This is a genomic window from Diaphorobacter sp. HDW4B (genome assembly GCF_011305535.1).
Classification (GTDB): domain Bacteria; phylum Pseudomonadota; class Gammaproteobacteria; order Burkholderiales; family Burkholderiaceae_C; genus Diaphorobacter_A.
This window is the reverse complement of sequence record NZ_CP049905.1, coordinates 3,415,579-3,432,505: the sequence shown is the minus strand read 5'-3', so window position 1 is coordinate 3,432,505 and position 16,927 is coordinate 3,415,579. Positions and strand designations below refer to the sequence as shown.

Annotated in this window: 18 protein-coding genes; all 18 read right to left on the bottom strand. The window is 58.8% G+C overall.

Translation table 11 applies throughout. The features are described 5' to 3' along the window. Window positions 1-77 precede the first annotated feature (77 nt). A complete protein-coding gene (locus G7048_RS15725) occupies window positions 78-689 on the bottom strand; it encodes a hypothetical protein (RefSeq protein WP_166069040.1) in 612 nt (203 codons plus the stop codon). Then, window positions 647-1,162 carry a hypothetical protein gene (locus tag G7048_RS15720; protein ID WP_166069039.1) on the bottom strand — a complete coding sequence of 172 codons (516 nt, stop codon included), beginning with the start codon at window positions 1,160-1,162 and terminating at the stop codon, window positions 647-649. Before G7048_RS15720 ends, G7048_RS15725 begins: the two co-directional genes overlap by 43 nt. 191 nt (window positions 1,163-1,353) lie before the next feature. Beyond that, window positions 1,354-2,154 carry a hypothetical protein gene (locus tag G7048_RS15715; protein WP_166069038.1) on the bottom strand — a complete coding sequence of 267 codons (801 nt, stop codon included), beginning with the start codon at window positions 2,152-2,154 and terminating at the stop codon, window positions 1,354-1,356. 102 nt (window positions 2,155-2,256) lie between these two features. Then, window positions 2,257-3,363, bottom strand: a complete 1,107-nt coding sequence (locus G7048_RS15710) for a hypothetical protein (RefSeq protein WP_166069037.1) — start codon at window positions 3,361-3,363, stop codon at window positions 2,257-2,259. Then, window positions 3,360-7,823 carry a hypothetical protein gene (locus G7048_RS15705; RefSeq protein ID WP_166069036.1) on the bottom strand — a complete coding sequence of 1,488 codons (4,464 nt, stop codon included), beginning with the start codon at window positions 7,821-7,823 and terminating at the stop codon, window positions 3,360-3,362. The genes G7048_RS15710 and G7048_RS15705 overlap by 4 nt, the downstream gene beginning before the upstream one ends. A gap of 75 nt (window positions 7,824-7,898) precedes the next feature. Then, window positions 7,899-8,207, bottom strand: a complete 309-nt coding sequence (locus G7048_RS15700) for a hypothetical protein (protein WP_166069035.1) — start codon at window positions 8,205-8,207, stop codon at window positions 7,899-7,901. Between the two features lie 125 nt (window positions 8,208-8,332). Continuing rightward, window positions 8,333-8,749 (bottom strand): hypothetical protein, encoded by a 417-nt coding sequence (locus G7048_RS15695; protein WP_166069034.1) that lies wholly within the window; start codon window positions 8,747-8,749, stop codon window positions 8,333-8,335. Between the two features lie 115 nt (window positions 8,750-8,864). Beyond that, window positions 8,865-9,332 carry a phage tail tube protein gene (locus G7048_RS15690; protein WP_166069033.1) on the bottom strand — a complete coding sequence of 156 codons (468 nt, stop codon included), beginning with the start codon at window positions 9,330-9,332 and terminating at the stop codon, window positions 8,865-8,867. A gap of 66 nt (window positions 9,333-9,398) precedes the next feature. Then, on the bottom strand, window positions 9,399-9,809 hold the full coding sequence (locus G7048_RS15685; RefSeq protein ID WP_166069032.1) for a DUF3168 domain-containing protein: 411 nt from the start codon (window positions 9,807-9,809) through the stop codon (window positions 9,399-9,401). After that, on the bottom strand, window positions 9,806-10,375 hold the full coding sequence (locus tag G7048_RS15680; protein WP_166069031.1) for an HK97-gp10 family putative phage morphogenesis protein: 570 nt from the start codon (window positions 10,373-10,375) through the stop codon (window positions 9,806-9,808). The genes G7048_RS15685 and G7048_RS15680 overlap by 4 nt, the downstream gene beginning before the upstream one ends. Beyond that, entirely contained in the window at window positions 10,372-10,689 is a 318-nt protein-coding gene (locus G7048_RS15675) for a head-tail adaptor protein (protein ID WP_166069030.1), read from the bottom strand. Before G7048_RS15675 ends, G7048_RS15680 begins: the two co-directional genes overlap by 4 nt. 37 nt (window positions 10,690-10,726) lie before the next feature. Further along, complete coding sequence (locus G7048_RS15670) at window positions 10,727-11,053, bottom strand: head-tail connector protein (RefSeq protein WP_166069029.1); 327 nt, start codon at window positions 11,051-11,053, stop codon at window positions 10,727-10,729. Then, on the bottom strand, window positions 11,050-11,226 hold the full coding sequence (locus G7048_RS15665; protein WP_166069028.1) for a hypothetical protein: 177 nt from the start codon (window positions 11,224-11,226) through the stop codon (window positions 11,050-11,052). The genes G7048_RS15670 and G7048_RS15665 overlap by 4 nt, the downstream gene beginning before the upstream one ends. 49 nt (window positions 11,227-11,275) lie before the next feature. Next, complete coding sequence (locus tag G7048_RS15660; protein ID WP_166069026.1) at window positions 11,276-12,499, bottom strand: phage major capsid protein; 1,224 nt, start codon at window positions 12,497-12,499, stop codon at window positions 11,276-11,278. A 63-nt stretch (window positions 12,500-12,562) separates the two neighbouring features. After that, complete coding sequence (locus G7048_RS15655; RefSeq protein WP_166069025.1) at window positions 12,563-13,414, bottom strand: head maturation protease, ClpP-related; 852 nt, start codon at window positions 13,412-13,414, stop codon at window positions 12,563-12,565. Between the two features lie 2 nt (window positions 13,415-13,416). After that, window positions 13,417-14,667 (bottom strand): phage portal protein, encoded by a 1,251-nt coding sequence (locus tag G7048_RS15650; RefSeq protein ID WP_166069024.1) that lies wholly within the window; start codon window positions 14,665-14,667, stop codon window positions 13,417-13,419. 8 nt (window positions 14,668-14,675) lie between these two features. Continuing rightward, window positions 14,676-16,427, bottom strand: a complete 1,752-nt coding sequence (locus tag G7048_RS15645; protein ID WP_166069023.1) for a terminase large subunit — start codon at window positions 16,425-16,427, stop codon at window positions 14,676-14,678. Next, the gene (locus tag G7048_RS15640; protein WP_166069022.1) at window positions 16,387-16,809 is read right to left on the bottom strand and encodes a hypothetical protein; all 423 of its coding nucleotides are present in this window, start codon (window positions 16,807-16,809) and stop codon (window positions 16,387-16,389) included. Before G7048_RS15640 ends, G7048_RS15645 begins: the two co-directional genes overlap by 41 nt. Between the last annotated feature and the right edge of the window lie 118 nt (window positions 16,810-16,927).

The following is a 16,927-nucleotide window of genomic DNA, read 5'->3' as shown; positions in this document are numbered from 1 at the left end:
TCGCCTCTGTTTGATTCATCGTTGGCCTTTCGGAAAAAAGAAAACCCGCCGAAGCGGGTCTGTTGGTGTTGTCTGGCTTACAGGGTCTTGGCGTAGTCAAACAACGCCTGCAAGTTGCTCGCGGACAAATCGAGCGATGCAGCCAGCATCTGCACGGTCGGGCTATCGCTCTCAATCGATGCTGCGCCCTGCCAGTCCACGCGCGCCCGGTAGCGCTGCGTCTCGTCCGGGATCTGATCGATCTGTGCATCGATGTCGCTGTCCTTGATGCCTCGCAGGTCAAACAACGCAAGCAATGCCTGACGCTTTGTGATCGTGATTCGTGCTGCGTCTGCTGCGGCCTTGGCATCTGCCTGCTGCTGGGCCTCAATCTGCGAATGCTCATCTGCAGTGAGCGCAACGATCTCCCATTGCTGGGTCAGCTCACCATCATTTTCCGCAGGTGCGATCTGAACGGCTTTGTGCGTTGTCGAGTCATGCTCCGGGTGATCGGATACCACGTAGCTTTCAAAGCACTCCAGCACGCCAACAAAATCATCGGGGATCATTGCCATTCGGCCTTCTTGCGCGAACCAGCTACGCACGTCGTCGACAGACAGGCCGAATTCGCCGGTCTCTGTATTGCGAATGTTGTTCATGTTTTTCCTCAGTTGATCAGCCCGCCCAAGCGCGTGCCCATGGCGATCCAAGTGACTTTGCTGTTGCCGTTGACTGCATTTCCCGGAGCTGTACCACTGATTGCTGCCTGCGAAACACCAGCGGCGTAGTAGTCGCCGCCCACTGATCCCGCCTGCCCCGCACTACCAGCAACGCCCCATGCGCCACCCCCGCCGCCGTTGCCACCTTGCGCCGAAGGTGCAGTAGTGCCACCGACGACTGGCCCGGACTGTTTGACGTATGTGCCCGCACCGCCACCTGTTGCCGGGACAACAGACAGAGACGAGGCATCGTTGAACCCTTGTCCGTCCCCTCCGCCGCCGCCAGTGCCATACATGCGATCAGAGACGCCCGCACGGTCCACATAGGTTGTCTCGCCCCAGCCACCTTTGCCACCGCCGCCGCTGATGGTCCCGAGGTTGTTGATTTCGACAGCGATGCCGGTCGTCAGTGCATCACCAGAGTTCTTGACTCCGCCGATTCGCGTACCTGCCGAGATGTTCAAGCGGATACCACGCGGGTACGCAACTGTTCCGAGATTGAGCGTGTTGATAAGCGGCGCAGTGATGTCTACAATCAGTTTCCGGCTCGGTCGCCAACCAGCAGCAACAGCAAGCGATCTGAAATTCGGGTTGACCACTGAAGCGGTGATCTTTAGCGTGAAAGCGCCGCCAGCAGCCATAAGAGAGCGAGACATCACCATGGGTGCAGCCCTCCGTCGTAAGCCTGCCAGTTGCCGTCCTGCCGAGCAATGAGTGGCACGGTGAGGATGTGGCTTGCGACAGGCGTAGCGATGCCACCAGCAGGGGACTTCACGTTGCTCGACCACGCAAGGGCCGAGACGGTCGGAAACGAGAACATCAGCGTCATCTGGTCACCGGGCTTTCGTGCCGTCACTGCATACACGGTCAGCGGTGCGCTGACATCGATGTACTGCAGCGTGGCCTCCGCTGGATTTGCGTAGTACGCAGCGCCAGGTGATTGCACATACTTGGCCCGCTCAACAAGTGACTGATCGCCAAAGTATCGCTGCCAACCCGACCAAGTGGCATCATGCAGAGAGCGGATGTACATGCCGCCCTGATCACCCGTACTCAACGTTTGCACGGCGATCTGTGTTCGCCGCGTTGACGCACCAAGTGTGAGGACGTTCCACCAGACATTGGTCTGGGTTGTGGGCCAGTCCGCTCCAGCCGCGCCGGAACTGTTGAACGAGGACCACTGGCCGAGCGGCGCGGTTGACATTGCCGAAGCACCAAGCGATGAGGACGCCGCTTCCACCAGACCCGTGACTACGCCCGAACGCCCATTGATCGATTGCACTGGTCCGTTTTGAATCGCCGCGAGTGCAGCCTGCACATCAGCAACGCCCTGCGATACCTGCCCCCACAGCGCGCTGGATGTGCTTCCACCCTCTTCCACATAGTCAGCAACTGCGTTCACGAAGTCCACAATCGCGTTCACGCCTGCGACCATCGGAGGCAGAGACGTCATCATGCGGTCTCCGCGCTCCGGAAAATTAGCACGGTCAGCACGCTGCGGCACGGGTGTGTAAACCTGTGGCGCAGCTGCTGGTTTGACTGGTTTTGCGAGCGCCATTTAGATGCCCTCCGTTTCAAGTGTTAAATAGGAAATCGCGTGCTCCTTCAGCTCGAACTCGAAGTCCGTGCAGAGCGCCACAGTGGTAAGCAGATCGGCGTACTCGTCCTGGTCGTTGTCGAGCCCGACGAACACGCAAGGCACTCCGCTGGCGGCAAAATCCAGCGCCGCACGAGCACGCTGGATGTATTGCTTTTCGATCAGCATGCGATCACTGATGAGAGGAATCGACTTGCGCGGGACGACGTCCTGCAGCTCGCCGTAGTTATCCCGCTCGATCACGGAAAACCCTCTCCGGCGCACGCGTGGACCTAGCTCTGTCTCGCCGATGTAGATCGCATCGCCCACGATCAGCTTGCCGATTTCAAGACCCACGCCCGCGTCGATACGCACCTGCAGAATGCCGTCACTGTAGGACGGAATTTCCTGTTCGAGAATCGTGCTGCGCACACTGAATGGCGCGAAGAAGTAGTCCGCCCAGTCATTGATGGGCGTGCTGTCCAGTGGGCTCGCCACCGGACTCCAAACATTCACGCCGCCCGATGTCATATCGAACTTGACCGTGCCGTCATTCAGGCCCGTCATGTTGAGCGCTGTGATCCGGCCAGGCTGCAATTGCACGATCAGGGGCGACACAGCCAACGTGACCTGCGATGACCGCATGTCAAACATGGCCCAGCGATTTGACGTAGCGACACGGACCCAATTGACGCCCGTGGTGTCCAGCTCAGGCGCTTGAGCCGTGGTGCCCGCCGTGACACGCTTGTAGATGCTGTGCGTCTCCACGCGAAGCACCATCGCCCCGGCTGCATAGTTCGTGGCGGCATTCCAGAGCGCGTATGTGTCGCCCCGGTATTCCCACCAATCTCCCGCCACCAGAGGCTTACCCAAGTTCGCCGCCTGCTTGCTTCGCCAGACGGTAACGACACCACCAGCCGCACCGCTTGCAATCTCTGCATTTGCTGCATAGGACGTCGCAGCGTTGTATGCCGCTGGTGGTGTCTCCGGCACGCTGCTGTAGAGCAACTGCCAGTCCGCTATGCCGAAGCGTGCACCAGTGGTGGCCATGGCTTCGGCGTTGACAGGTGGAATCACATAGGCACTCATGCCGCAACCTCAACTTTCAGCTTCGATTTGTCCATGTTCACCACCGGCATGCCGTTGCGCTGGCTGTCCTCCGCTGCATCCGCAGACCGGCGGACGTGGCGCTCCACGTTGCGCAAGCGCTCATTGGTCTGCGCCAGCTCCGAAGCCAGGTACTGCCATCCGTCGCTGCCGCCACCACCGCTGCTCATCAGCTCACGCGTTTGAGGCGCTGTGTAGACGTGCGACGGAGGCATGTACGCAAGCTCAGGCCCACGCTCACCGACCAGCGCCCAGCCACCCGCGTGGAAGCCGCCATCTGCGAATGCAGGAACCTGAAATCCAAACTGAACCGCCATCGCCTCGACCGTGGCCTGCAGGCTTGCGGCTGTCTGCGCTTGGTAATACTTCAGATCGGAGCTGGTGCGCACGTTGCTCTTTGCCAGCTCCAGCAGATCACGAGACAGGCCGGGCAGAGCCTTGGCCGCGTCCTCATCACCGGCCCGTGCCTGCGCCGTTGCAATTGCAAAGTTCGACTGCGCCAACGCGAACCCATCAGCGCCATCGCCCACAACCAGCCCACGGATGCGCTTGATCTCTTCGACGATGGAATCGCCGAGAGTTTTCATCGTCTCCGCAAGCTTTTGCGCGGCACTGGCCGCCGAATCGACGGCACTGGCTGTGTTGGTGTACGCAGGCGCTGAACTGACCACCGCACTCTTGTAGGTGCTCATCGCCGGAATGGTTGCGCCGATGGAGTTGCCGAGGTTCGTGACGACCTTTTTGACCTCCTCCATTGCCCCCTTGAATTCCGGGCTGCTGAGCAACGCGCCAAGAGCAGCAGCAGCGGCAGTAGCGTTCGCGATCATGTTGTCGATGGCAGCGTTGGACACTGCAGCAGAAACAGACGAACCTGTCATCGCTGCAGTAACTACCGGGGTGATCACGCCGTCGATGATCGACGTCATGATGATCCCGACAGCTTGCCCATAGATCGCCTGCTCGAACCCGACTGCGATCTGATCAGCAAGCCAAGCGCCCGCCTGCGCTCCGCGCCCTTCGTTGATCTCCCCGATGAACCCATCGACGAGAGAATCAATCGAAAGACCCATAGACGACAGCGCGTTTTCCCTTGCCGCATCAGCCGCCTCTTTCGCTGCGGCCAGCTCATCCAAGTGCGCCTGAGTAGCAGCGACGACAGCATCGACGCCTAACCCAAACTGCTCGGCAAATTTCAGCAGCGCAGCAAGCAACACCTCGTCTTTCGCCGCGATGGCTCCATCGACCAGATCGCGATACTTCTGCATCGCGTCGTCATCCTCGACCCGAAGATCGAGACCCAAGCTCTCCATTCCGGCATTCGCTGTTGATATCTGTCGCGCACGCTTTTCATCATCGGAATAGTAGCGGTCGTAGTAGCTGGCTGCCGCTGTGTTGAGGTTTTCAATCCCGCCCATGGCCTCAATCAGCTTGCTGGCCCAGTCCCCGCTTGCAAGCGACGCAGACAGCAAATCCGCGCCCAGCAATTCAAAAACTTGGTTCACGCCGACCAGACTACCGGAGATGCGATTGAGCGCCGCAACAGCCGTCTCGCCCTCACGGACGTACTCGCTCATCACCCATTCCATCGTCGTGACGGTTTCGGTGACGTCGTGCCAGATCCGGTTTTCGTAGACGTTGCCGTCTTCGTCGTGGACAGGAACGACCTCTGCATAGGTTCGCGTAACTTCCCGCGTCACTTCCTGCATCGATCCGAGCACCGAGCGCGCCAAGTCTTCGTTGGCCTTCTCCAATACTGCCTTGACTTTTTCGGCGGCTTCTTCTTCGGATAGTCCGGAAAGCTCAATGCCCAAGCCGCCCGTATCTGGATGGATTTCATCCAGACCCAGCGCCGTCTTCATTTTCCGCACGGCGTCGCCATCAAGCCCAAGGGAGTCTGCCTGCAACGCTACCGATTCACGGATGGCCGAATAGCTCTGCTGCAAGATGTCGATAGGACCCTGAGACGCAGCGATGGATGAACCGTACTTGCCTTCCAGCATTTCCACCCGCTCGCGCAGATACTTCATGCGGTAGGTGAGATTTCCATCCGTTTCCAGCTCTGGGTTTTTCTTGAGCTCCTCAATTTCGGCGCGAGCTTTTTCCAACTCTTTCTCGGCGATGATGTACTTGTACGAAGGCCCGCTGAAAAGGCTGCCACCTTCTCGCATGAGTTGGTATCCGTAGACATCGCCGCCCAGTTCGCCAGTGAGGCCCGCTGCGACTTGCTTCTCGCTCTTGAACATCCCGCCGAGGTACGCGGCAGCCATCACGATGGCAGCACCAATGCCAGCACCACTGAACGCGCCCATGCTCATCGAGCTTCCTGCAGCCGTTCCGTAAGCACTGTTGGTTGCCAGCAGCGCGTCCAGGCCGCCGCCAACTGAATTGGCAAACAACGTCCCGCCTGCATTTGCAGCCGACATTGACCCTGCAAAATATTGCGAACCCACCGTGTAAAGCGACGACCCGGTGTTATATGCGCTGTACAGATTGCTGCCAGTGCTCAGCAGATTGCTGCCCGTGCCGCCAGACCCGCCGCCAAGCATGCCCATCAAACCGTTGCCGCCACTGACGCCAAGTAAGCTTCCGACCAACTGCACCACAAATGGTTTGGCGAGCGCCGCGTAGATCTCTTTTGCAACCAGCGTGAGGAAGGAGTTTTTGAGCGACTGACACATCGCCTTCCAACCGTCTTTTCCGTTGTTGATCATGTCCAAGAACGAAGATGTAAACCAGTCCTCGATCTGCTGGAGGGTCTGCGACGTGTCGGCGCGGATTTTTTCCTGCACTGCGGCAGACTGCTCCGCCACATCCTTCATCCCCATCAGTTCGTTACGCTTTTGGAGCTGTTCAATCTCATCCTTCAACGCCACGAGGCGCATCTCATCGTGGATCTTCAATGCAGGTTGGCTCTCAAGTGCCTGGGCCTCCTCTTGCTTCTTGAGAATCAGTGCTTCACGACGCAGTCGAAGAATTACCTCTTGCTCTTTCTTGGACTTGCCAATCAGTTCAATTTCGTCGTTGAGATCTTTGTTCCCCTTTTCGAGTTCTTCAGCGGACTTGTGGATCTCTTCTGCAACCTTGGCTCGCTCGTCTCGATAGGCCTTCCATGCAGCTGTTTCTTCCTCAGCAGCCTTCTTCATGGCGGGCTGTTGGTCGAGCAGCACCTTTTGGGCCTTCTGCAAATCCTCCAGAGACTTCCCACCTTCTTTGTAGGCCAGGTTCAACGCATCCCAAGATTTCTGAAAATCCTTCGAGAGACCACCGCCCTCCGCAAGCAGTCCATCCATTTGTTTGACTGCATCCGCAACCGCCTTTGCGTGCTCCGCTGCAGCCTTGGCGCTTGCGTCAGAGGACTTCTTTGCCGCTTCTTCACGGGCCTTCTGCTCTCCGAGCAAGTCACGATTGGTCTTGACGATATTTGCAGCAGCGGCGACCGTAGCATTGCTCTCCTCGCTCCAGGCTGCAGAAATCGCTGCGCCAGAGGCCTGCCATCCGGACGTGACATCCTCACGCCACGCCGCTCCAATTCGACCAGCTTCGCCGAAATTGCCTTTCAAGACAGCCATAGCCTGCGCCAGCGCGGCAGCCAATGTTTTCCCAACGGTGTTGAATACCTCAACGACACCGATGCCGATGGAATACAACCCCTTCATTGCTGATGCAATGATGTCGGATACACGGGCAAGGCGCTCGCCTTGGGTCATCGTTTCAAGAAACGAGCCAGTGAGGTTATTCAAGGTGGGCAGCAACTGCCCTGCTACTCGCGTTCCAACACCTTGTACGCCAAGCTGCAGCAGCTCCAACGTGTCATTGAACTGACCAGCCTTCGCGCCTACATCGTCCTCGATCACCAAACCGAGTTTTTCTGACATCTCAGTCAGCTCACGAATGCCTTCAGAACCACTGTTCAAAAGGGGCACCATTTCAGCACCCGACTTACCAAAGATTTCCATGGCAAGCGCTGTTTTGCTCGCGCCATCTTCAAGCGTTGTGAATTTGTCGGCAACTTCCAGCAGCACTGAAGTAGTGCTGCGTAAGCTGCCATCAGCGTTTTTGGCGTTGACACCAAGTGCGCGCAGACCCACATTGCCATCACTCATCTCTTTAGAGAGCTTGGCAAGGCTGGACGCCATCCCGTCATTTCCAATGCCTGCCTGCTTGTAGGCAAGCTGCAATTGAGAAAGCTCTTTCGTTGAGACGCCAACGCGTCCCGACATTTCATCAAGCGCATCGGCAGCATCAATCGCCTTTTTGATGAAGCCCGTGAATGCCGCAACCGATAGGCTTGCACCAATCAAACCGAGAGCTTTGCCAGCCAGCTCAGCCGCTTTCTGCATCTGCTCGCTGGCACCCTTGACGATGCCAACGCCCTGATCCATCTGCTTCTTGAGCTCGGCCAGATTGGCGAGCATCTGAATTTCGAGCGAGCCTGCGATCATGGTGTGTCCAAAAATGCAAAAGGCCCGTCGAAGCGAGCCCATGAATGAGTCCGCCCGAAGGCGGAAAAAATTGCGCTACGAACGCAGCACATCTTTGATGCGCCGCGCCACGCGCTTGCGGTCGATTTGTTCCACTACCGGGGCCCATGGCGCCGGATGGCTGGGGTTCTCGGCAGCATGCAGCTCACGCGCAAATGCTGTGGACATGGAGCGCAGGAAGGTAACCTCCCAGGCCTGCAGGTGCACACTCATCAGGCGAGTCCAAGATTCGATCTCACCGAAGCTCAGCTTGATCGGGCCGGACAGGCCAGACTCGACGTAGTCCAGCGCCTGCAGGTAGTCCAGCAGGTAGCGCGCCTCATCATCGAGCGGGGGGTAGTACACCTCTGCACCGCTCTGCTCTGCCGCGTCCAGGCGAGCGGGCAGACGCGTTTCACGCTGCGTCTTGCCCACCTTGTCAATGCGCTTTTGTGGAGCGCACCACCAAGCGATTTGCCGCGTGTAGAGGATCAGGCTGTCGCCGAGGCCTGAGAAAAATTTGCCCAGTCCTTCACATGCTCGGCCACCTGATCACCGATGAAGCCGATGGAGGGATCGCTGTAGATCGCCATGGCGAGTTGGCGGCCCTGCAGACCGTCGTAATCGAGGTTCTGGAAGCCTGCGGTGATGTCGGCCAAATACTCGGCCTGCTCCTTGAGCTTGACGTCCGCAGTCTGGTCCGTGTTGCCACGTTTTTGCAGACGCTTCACGGCGCGGTTGTTGACCTTCACCTGAGCTTGCTGGAATTCCTTGGAGCCGGGGCCGTAGATGGTCACGCCAACGGGCAGTGTCTTGGCTTCGTCATCCCACATCAGGTTATCGGACGAATCCTTGAGGTGCAGGAACGAGGTAGCAGCGACAGCTTTGGACTTGATATTGAGAGCCATTTGAAAGTTTCCTTTTCAGCGGAGAGAGAAAAGCCCGTGCCCAGCCGCCCGCCCCGCTGAAGGAGCGAAGCGACTGGGTCGGTACAGGGAGATGGCCAGATGGCCGGGAGAGTGATTACGGGGCCGGAACTTCGATGATCCCGACGCCCGCCTTGCTTGTGGTGAGCGACAGCTCGACGGTGGCCGAGAGAATGCTGTCCACGCCGGCCGCGGCCTTCTCGAAGCTCATCACCTTCGCCTGGAAGTAGTCGATGGCACCGCCCTGGTAGGTCACCTTGAACGAAAAATCTTCGTCCGAATCCAGCGCGATCTTGAGAATTTCCTGACCCGGATCGGCGTCATCGATGGCGAGCTGCAGCGTCTTGTTGCCCTCGTTGAAAGAGCCCTTGAACTTCTGCGTGCCGCGCCTCTTGATCGGGGTGTGCGTGACCTCGTTGTACTTGCGACCGTGAGAGCCGCCGTCCGTGATCTCGCCGATCTCCGCCCAGTCGACGAGGGCCGTGTAGCCCGCCGCCGTGAACGTGGCCGGGATGCTGGCCGAAATGCTGATATCCGTACCAGCAACGGTTTCTACTCCACTCATGTGGATTTCCTTTCGCAAAAGAAAAAGCCCGCGACTGCGGGCCTTGGGTTAACCCGTTGCCGGGTATCAGTTGGCTGGTCGTGAGGTGACCAGAAAATCAATCGTGCGCCCGAAAATTCCGGCGTCCTTGTTGTCGAGATCCGGGCCGATACCGTCACTGCGCACGTTGCGCACGGTGATTCCGGCGATCAGTCCCCGCTTGTTGTCGCATGCACCACGTACCGCGCCGATCAGACGCTCCTTGGTCGGATAGTCCTTGGCAGCGACAGTGACCTGTACGCGCGCTGTCTGCAGCATGACGTTCCCACTGATAGCGTGCTCGTCCACGTCGCTGATGTTGGTGCAGGCCAGAGCGGGAAAGCTCGCCGTCTGCGGGATGTCGCCAAAGAACATGCATTCAACGGGCAACAGTGCCACGAGTGCGGCGTCTACCTTGAGCAGCGCCATGATCACTTTGGGTGCGTTGGGTGCGCTCATTCTTCTTCAGCCTCCACATCAATGCCAGAGGTATCCAGCCCGTGCTTGGTCGTCAGGCGCTTCTTCATGTAGTTCCCGACAGCAGCCACGGCTTCCTGCGCTTTGGAGTCGAGAGCGGGCCGCATGTATGGCTGAGCCCTGCCCCCCGGGTGCGCAACCGATGCGCCGATGAAATGCTCTCCAATGCGGAGTGAGCCCGCCTTCGCCATGTTGTTCAGAGTCTTCATTCCAACTTTGCGAATTCCTCGTCGCGTCACCTTGGTGGGCCTTTCTGCTGGATCAATGCTGATCCAATGTGCTGCCGTCCCGTACTCAATCCACACTGCTTTGAAATTCGTTGCCTTGACCTTTGCAGTGACAATTCCATTGGCCTTGTCCACACGCGAACTGACGTCAAAACTCTTTTTCAACGCTCCCTGATCAACTGGGACATTGCGCTTGGCTTCGTCCCTGACGACGCGTGCGCCAGTTGCCATAGCGCTTCGCATAACGTTGTTGGCAAGCTTGTCCGGCAGTTCGTGCATTACCTGCGCCAGCTCTTTCAAGCCCTTGACTTTGATGCTCATCCCGAACTCCTGAAACTCTTTACCAACAGCTCGACACCCTCGCGCCGTCCAATCTCTGCGGGCCCTGCGACGATCTCGCACTCCCGATCTGGCGCTCCATCCGCACCCACAATCACGAGCCGCATATCCGGGGTGATGTCGGTTCGGTAGCGCATGCGCACCTTGGAAGGCCGCTCTACGATCTCCACGGCGTTCTGCACCGTCTCCGATCTGCTGGGCAACACGTCCAGCACCGATGCCCAAACCGTGTCCAACACGCCCCAAGTCTTGATCTCGGTGTTGTAGTCGGGATCTCGCGTGACCACGTAGCCCATGATCCGCACTTCCTTGTCGAGGTCTCCTGCTCGCATGTCAGACCCCCAAGCCCACTCGATACGGCCACAGCAGCTTCTCGGCGCGCGTGGTGCCCACGTTGCTGGTGCCGTTCTCGCGGTTGTCGTAGCGGTCGGCCACCAGCTCGAGAACTGCAGCGGTGAACTGAGCATTCGCCACCATGGGCAGCTCGCCAGCAGTGCCCGCCGTCACGGCAGCATCGAGCGCCGCCTGATCAGCGAACACCTTGCGATTGAGAAACGATGTCGCCCAGCCCTCGGCAGCGTCCACCAGAACGGTCAGCACAGCATCATCCGAAGCGCTGGCCCGACAGTAGCGGCGCGCGAGGTCCAGGCTGACGATCATTGTTTGCTCGCTTTCTTGGGTTCTGGTTTCGGTGCTGGCTTGGCCGAGGCCTCCTGCACCTTGTCTTCGCCGTGCACACGTTGCAGATCGCGGAAGTGAGCCTCCGTAGTCTGAAACTCCGTGACGACGCGCCCACCGATGTACAGCGGAACAGTCGATTCAACTTCGATCATGTTGATTCTCCGAAGAACCGGGGCCGACGCCCCGCTCCTTCATGGTCCGTCAGGGGGCGACCGCTGGCAGAGTGCCGTAGACGAACGCTTCAGGGCGGTACACCGCCAAAGCAGCGCGCTCTTCGCAGCGGATCGAGATCATGTTCTTCTCGAAGTCGTCGGTGTTCTCTGTCGAGATCACCACGTTGGCGTCTTCACGGTCGAACAGTTGTGCACCGTCACGGAACGCGCCGGTCATGAACTTGCCGAGGAAGCCCGTGGTTTCCGTCTCCACCACCGGCAGGCCCCACATCGAGGGCGTTGCCGTGCCCTGTGGGTTGCCAATGATGTAGCGGCCCAGAGTGTCCTTGAGCAGTTCGATCTTCGCCCAGTCGGTGAAGTGCAGCACATGGCCCGATGCGGGCACGCGAGCGAGCTGGGCTTGCAACATGGCCCAACGCAGCGTGTCGATGGCTGTTGCACCAGCAGGCAGGCCGGTCGCGCTGTAGGCAGTCGCTTGCGGCACGATGCCATGCAGGTGCACTCCGGTGCCATCACCGAACAGGATTTCCTGCTCTTCCACGTACTTCAGGCCGAAACGCATTTCTTTGTCGATCAGGCTCTGCAGTTGGGCAAAGTCGTCCACGATCTGCTTGGATGCCTTGAACATGTGCGCGATGGTGCTCACCGGCGTGATCTTCGTGGCGAACTGGATGTCGCTGTATGGCTTGGCCGTACCTTCCGCCACCACCGCCGCGGCATTGGTGAAGCCGGTTTGCTGCACCCAGAAGATCGCAGGCGACTCAGTGCGGCCCGGTGAGATCAGATCGCGAATGAACAGACGTTGCTTCGGCTTCTCCTGAATGCCTGGCAGGCGCATTGGCTCCACCACGCCCTCAGCCACACCGGTGGACAGCAGTGCCGCATTCACGGGAATCGACACGCGGCCCTTCTGGTTGGCTTGCACGAAGTCCTTGGCGAACGCGGCCAGCTTATCGCTCTTGGCCACGGTGGCACCCAAAGACAGCGCGGCAGCAGCCTTCCCCGTATGATTCTGGCCGGCGACGTGTTGCTCCACTTCGCCCAGTTGCGCCTTGAGCGCCTCGGAGGCCTCGCGCAGTGTGTTGACCTCGGTGGCCATCTTGTCGACGGTGATCTTGGTTTCCGCATGCATGTCGCCGGACTTCTTGGCCTCGGCGAAAGCTTGTTCGGCCTTCTTGCTGAATTCGTCGCTCGACTTCTCCAGCGTTGCATTCACCTGCTTGAGCAGGTCCTGAACAGACATATCAGACATGTTGTGTCCTTCAAAATGAGAAAACCGCCTCAAGGGCGGTCATGGGTTCGTATGTGTGATGGCTCAGGCTTTCGCCGCTGCCCCGAATCGCGCGGTGAGCGCGAGAAGTTGCGCGGCATCTGCCGCCGAAAAGGCAGCGCTTGGCATGCCATCTTGGACAGCGCTGGGCGTGCCCTTGATCTCTTGAAGAAGCTGGCGACGTTCGCTGCGTGGCATCCCTGCCTTGGCGAGCGTCTGGTCGAGCCGGTGAATGGCAGAGGCTTTCGCGCTCGACTTCTCCGCGACCTGATCCGCAGGGGTGTAGTCGTCTGCGAAGCCCTGATCAATTGCCGATGTGCCGTTGATCCAAGACTCCGCGTCCAGCAGCGCCTTCACCTTCTTCACATCCATGCCGGTGCGAGTGGCGTACATCTCGGCCATGGCTCCATCGAACTCATCGTTCTGGTCAGCGATCTCACGGAAGTCGTGGGCGTTGCCGACAGCGACGCACCAGCAGTTGTGCACCATGAAGAATGCTGAGCGAGCGATGCGCACCTCATCTGCGCCCATGGCGATCAGCGACGCAGCCGATGCCGCCATGCCGATCACGTTCACCGTGACCTTGCCCTTGTATTCGCGGAACATGTTGTAGATGGCGATCCCGTCGAACAAGTTGCCGCCTGGGCTGTTCATGTTCACGGTGACATCACGCCCACCGAGATTGCGCAGGATGCCCGCGCACTTCTTGTCGCTGAAGCCCTCGCCGTCCCAGTTCTGCCCAATCACATCGAAGATGCTGATCGTGGCCTCGTCCTCATCGCCCTTCGCAGCCGCATACAGCCCCGGATTCCAGCGATCCATGACACTCGCGTGGATCTGGAAGCTGGCCTTGGAGTTCGGGTGCGCGTTCAGCACCGGCAGTTTCGATTTGTCCATATTCAACCTTTCTGCTCTTCCTCGAATCCGAGGAATGCTCGGATCGCCGCGCGGGCTTGCTGGGCATCCGTTGCCAGCCCCACTGAATCGAGCGTTGTCATTGCTGACTGAACCGTGAGCACCGCCGCATTGCCGCCCATCGGCTCCCGATCCTCGAGCTCGCGCACCTCGTCGCGAGTCAGAATCCCGTTGTTCACCATCGCTGCATAGAACGCCGCGCGCCCCGCACTGTCGGCACGAAGCAGGCCCTCTACGGCGAACTTCGGATAGAAGCGTGCGCGCTCCGCAGGAGAGAGCAAGTCCTTCACGATCGATTGCTCCAGGCGACGCAGCCACGGGCCGAGAGTGAAGGTCAAGAAGCCGATCATTTGCTGTTCGATCCCTGTGCCCCAGCTCGTCGATTTCTCCGTGTGCCCCACCATCCAAGGCGGAACACGGAACCACCGGCAGATCTCCTCGACACTGAATGCGCGAGACTCCAAGAGCTGCGCATCGGATGGCTTGATACCCACAGCACCGACATCAATGCCCCCTTCGAGCACCGGCACCTCGCCGCGTTCGACTGATCCCACGTACTCTTTCTTGAAGGCGTCGCGCTGCTCGGGCGTCAACCAATTGGCTACCTTGTAGTAGAGGGTCTGCATCAGCCCCGTCTTGAACGTCTTTCCCGCAGCCTCATCAGCGGCTGTGGCATTGCCAAACACCTGAACGCCGTACTCCACCACCGACACGCCGTTCTTGCCGTCCAGTGAGAAGCCGGGGATGTACCAGATGCGATCACTGGGAATCTCGCGCTGCAGGCCGTTCTCATCGATGTATCGATACTGCTTCGAGCCATCACTCAATCGTGACCACGAGAATCGATTGGGAGCGAGGAACCGCAGCCCCACGATGCGCGAGCCGATCATCAATTTTTCGACCCGCGCACCATCGCGCAGCAGCATGGCCGCGACCACCGATTCCCAGAACACTGATGCTGTGCTGTCCGCATTCGGCTGGCTGTGAATCAGCCTGTGCAGCCAATGCTCGGGCGCGTACCGTTTTCCCGTGGCCGTGCGCTCGTTCATCCCAAGCGGGAGAGTCGCAATCGTCTCGGAGATCAAACGTGTGCATGCCCACGCTGCAGACAAGCGCAACAGCTTGTTCTCGGTGATTGTTGCGCCGCTGACGTGGATCACCCGCGAGTCGCCACCGCCGCTTGGCATGAACCAACCAGACAAGGCGGCTTGCACTCGCTTGAGCGCTGATTTCATTTGTCGTTTCATCTTCCCGCCTTGATTCCGGATTTCAAGAACCCGTCCATGTCACCCTGCGATGCGGCAGTCAAGCTCACGCCCGTGGCCATCAGCAGCGCCGCCATGTCATCGATCTTTTCTGTGGACTTGCGTTTGTCCGGTGCGTTGTTCAGGTTCTGGTCCTGCCGAGCCACGAGGTTCGACGCGTTCCAGTTCAGAACGGCGTCATTGCCATGCGCCAGCTTCCCGGCCATGTAGTGCAGCTCCAGGTCCTGCATTGCAGGGTGGTAGCTTTGCGGGCCTTGCCGAAAAAGTTCCATCGGAACACTGGCCTGCTTGAGTCGCTGAGTAAGCTGTGGAGCATTCCAGTTGTCATAGGCCACCAATTGCAGGTTGAAGGTTTCCTTCACCTCCAGAATCTTGGCCTCAATTGGTGCGTAGTCGATCACTTCTTCGCCGCTCTCAATCAGCAGCCCCGACTCGACCCACGACTGATATGGCACAAGCCCGCGCGCCACTCGTCTGCGCGTAGCTGCAGGAGGAACCCAGCGCCAACCGTAGGTGTAAAGCCAGTCCTCCAAGCGCCAGACCAGACGGAATGAGGTCAAGTCGTTGGTGCTCGACAAGTCCAATCCGCCCCAGCACGGCACTCCGCGAAGCAGCTCCAGATCGACCAGTCCCTTGCACTCGCGCCACTTGGTCAGGTTCACCCATCCACCAGCAACGGAGGACGGACGATTCAAGCGCTTGATCTTGAATTCGCCATAGGTGCCGGGCTTCTCCTTGGCCTCGATTGCCGCCTTGCGAATCTCAATCAGCAATTTGGGATTCACTTCCATCAAGGGGTTGGCCTTGTGCCACGCCTCCTCATCAAAGTCATCATCCGCTTCCGTCCCTAGATCCTCGCTCTTCTCGTCCACCGCGTAGTAGATGGCGAGATAGTGATCGGCTTGCACGAGTCCGCGCAACACCTTCTTGGCAAACTCTCGCTCCTCTGCCCACGGTCCCGGGCTGTCGTAGCCCTCTGTCGTCAGGTACAACCAGAGCGGATTGCCGCGTGCACCAGCTGCAGATTTCAGTACGTTCAACAGGTCGTGGTTCTTGTGAGCATGCAACTCGTCCAGCACGGTGCAAGATGGGTTCAATCCGTCTTGCGTACTGGCTTTTGCGTGCAATGCCTTGAACGTACCTCCATTGCTGTAGCTCGCAATGGCCTTTGCAAAGACCCCCATGCTGAAGGCTTCGCGAAGATCTGAGGTCTTCTCGACCATTCGCTTCGCAACCTTGAAAACAATGCTCGCTTGGTCGTATGTCGTAGCCGCTGTAATCACTTGCGGTCCGGCCTCATCCTCACAGACTTGGCAGTACAAGGCGATCACCGCTGCCAGCGTACTCTTGGCGTTCTTCCGCGCAATCGCGAACAATGCCGTCGTGAATCGACGCGTACCGTCTAGATTGCGGAACCCAAAGAGCTGAACAAGAAAGAACACATGCGACTCATGGAGCACGATGGTCGGTGTTTCCCACTTCCCCTCTACGTGCGGCAGCTTCTCGCCAAAGTCACACACGTCATTCGCGTGCCATGGATCGAACTTGAATGGTGCGCCCTTTTTTTTCGCTCGCTCCAGATCATCAAGGAAGCGCTGGGCAGCCAGACGAATCCAGATACCAAAGCGCTTACGGTTCTTCTTGTCCAACGCCTTCTTGGCGTAGGCCTTTGCAATCGCAACGAAGTCCTTATCGTGCGTTTGCTCGCTTTCCGTTTTTGCTGAAGGCATTGCTCGTCGGCCCTTCTCCCGCAGGCTTCACTTTGCCTTGGGCTACCGGCGTCAGGCCGAAGTCGTTTATCAAGTTGCGCAACTGGCCGACCATGCTTGCGTTTGGCGCTTCGCCCGCTGCATACAGCTGGACGGTCTTTCCGTGCAGCGCACATAGATGACCAAGCGCTTGCAGTCCAGCTTCAGTCAAAAGTTTGTTGGCCACGAGAATCGGAGCCAGTCGATCCCACTCCTTTTTGGCATGCGCATTCGGCAACCAATCCGGAGCAGGCGGAACATTGGAGATGGTCGGCAAGTCGACCACGTTGTCAGGCTCGCGGTCCTTGCGTGTTGTGCCTGCGATGACCTTCAGGCTCGCGGGCTTCTTGCTTGGGCCGGGCATAGCGCGACCTCCTCAAAAATGAAATTTCTAACTTGACGGTGCGAAAAAAGTGGTTCCGTGCCGGTCCTAGCCGGGAAGCCCTTGAACTTTTTACCCACCCCTCCCGGTTAGTTCTGCT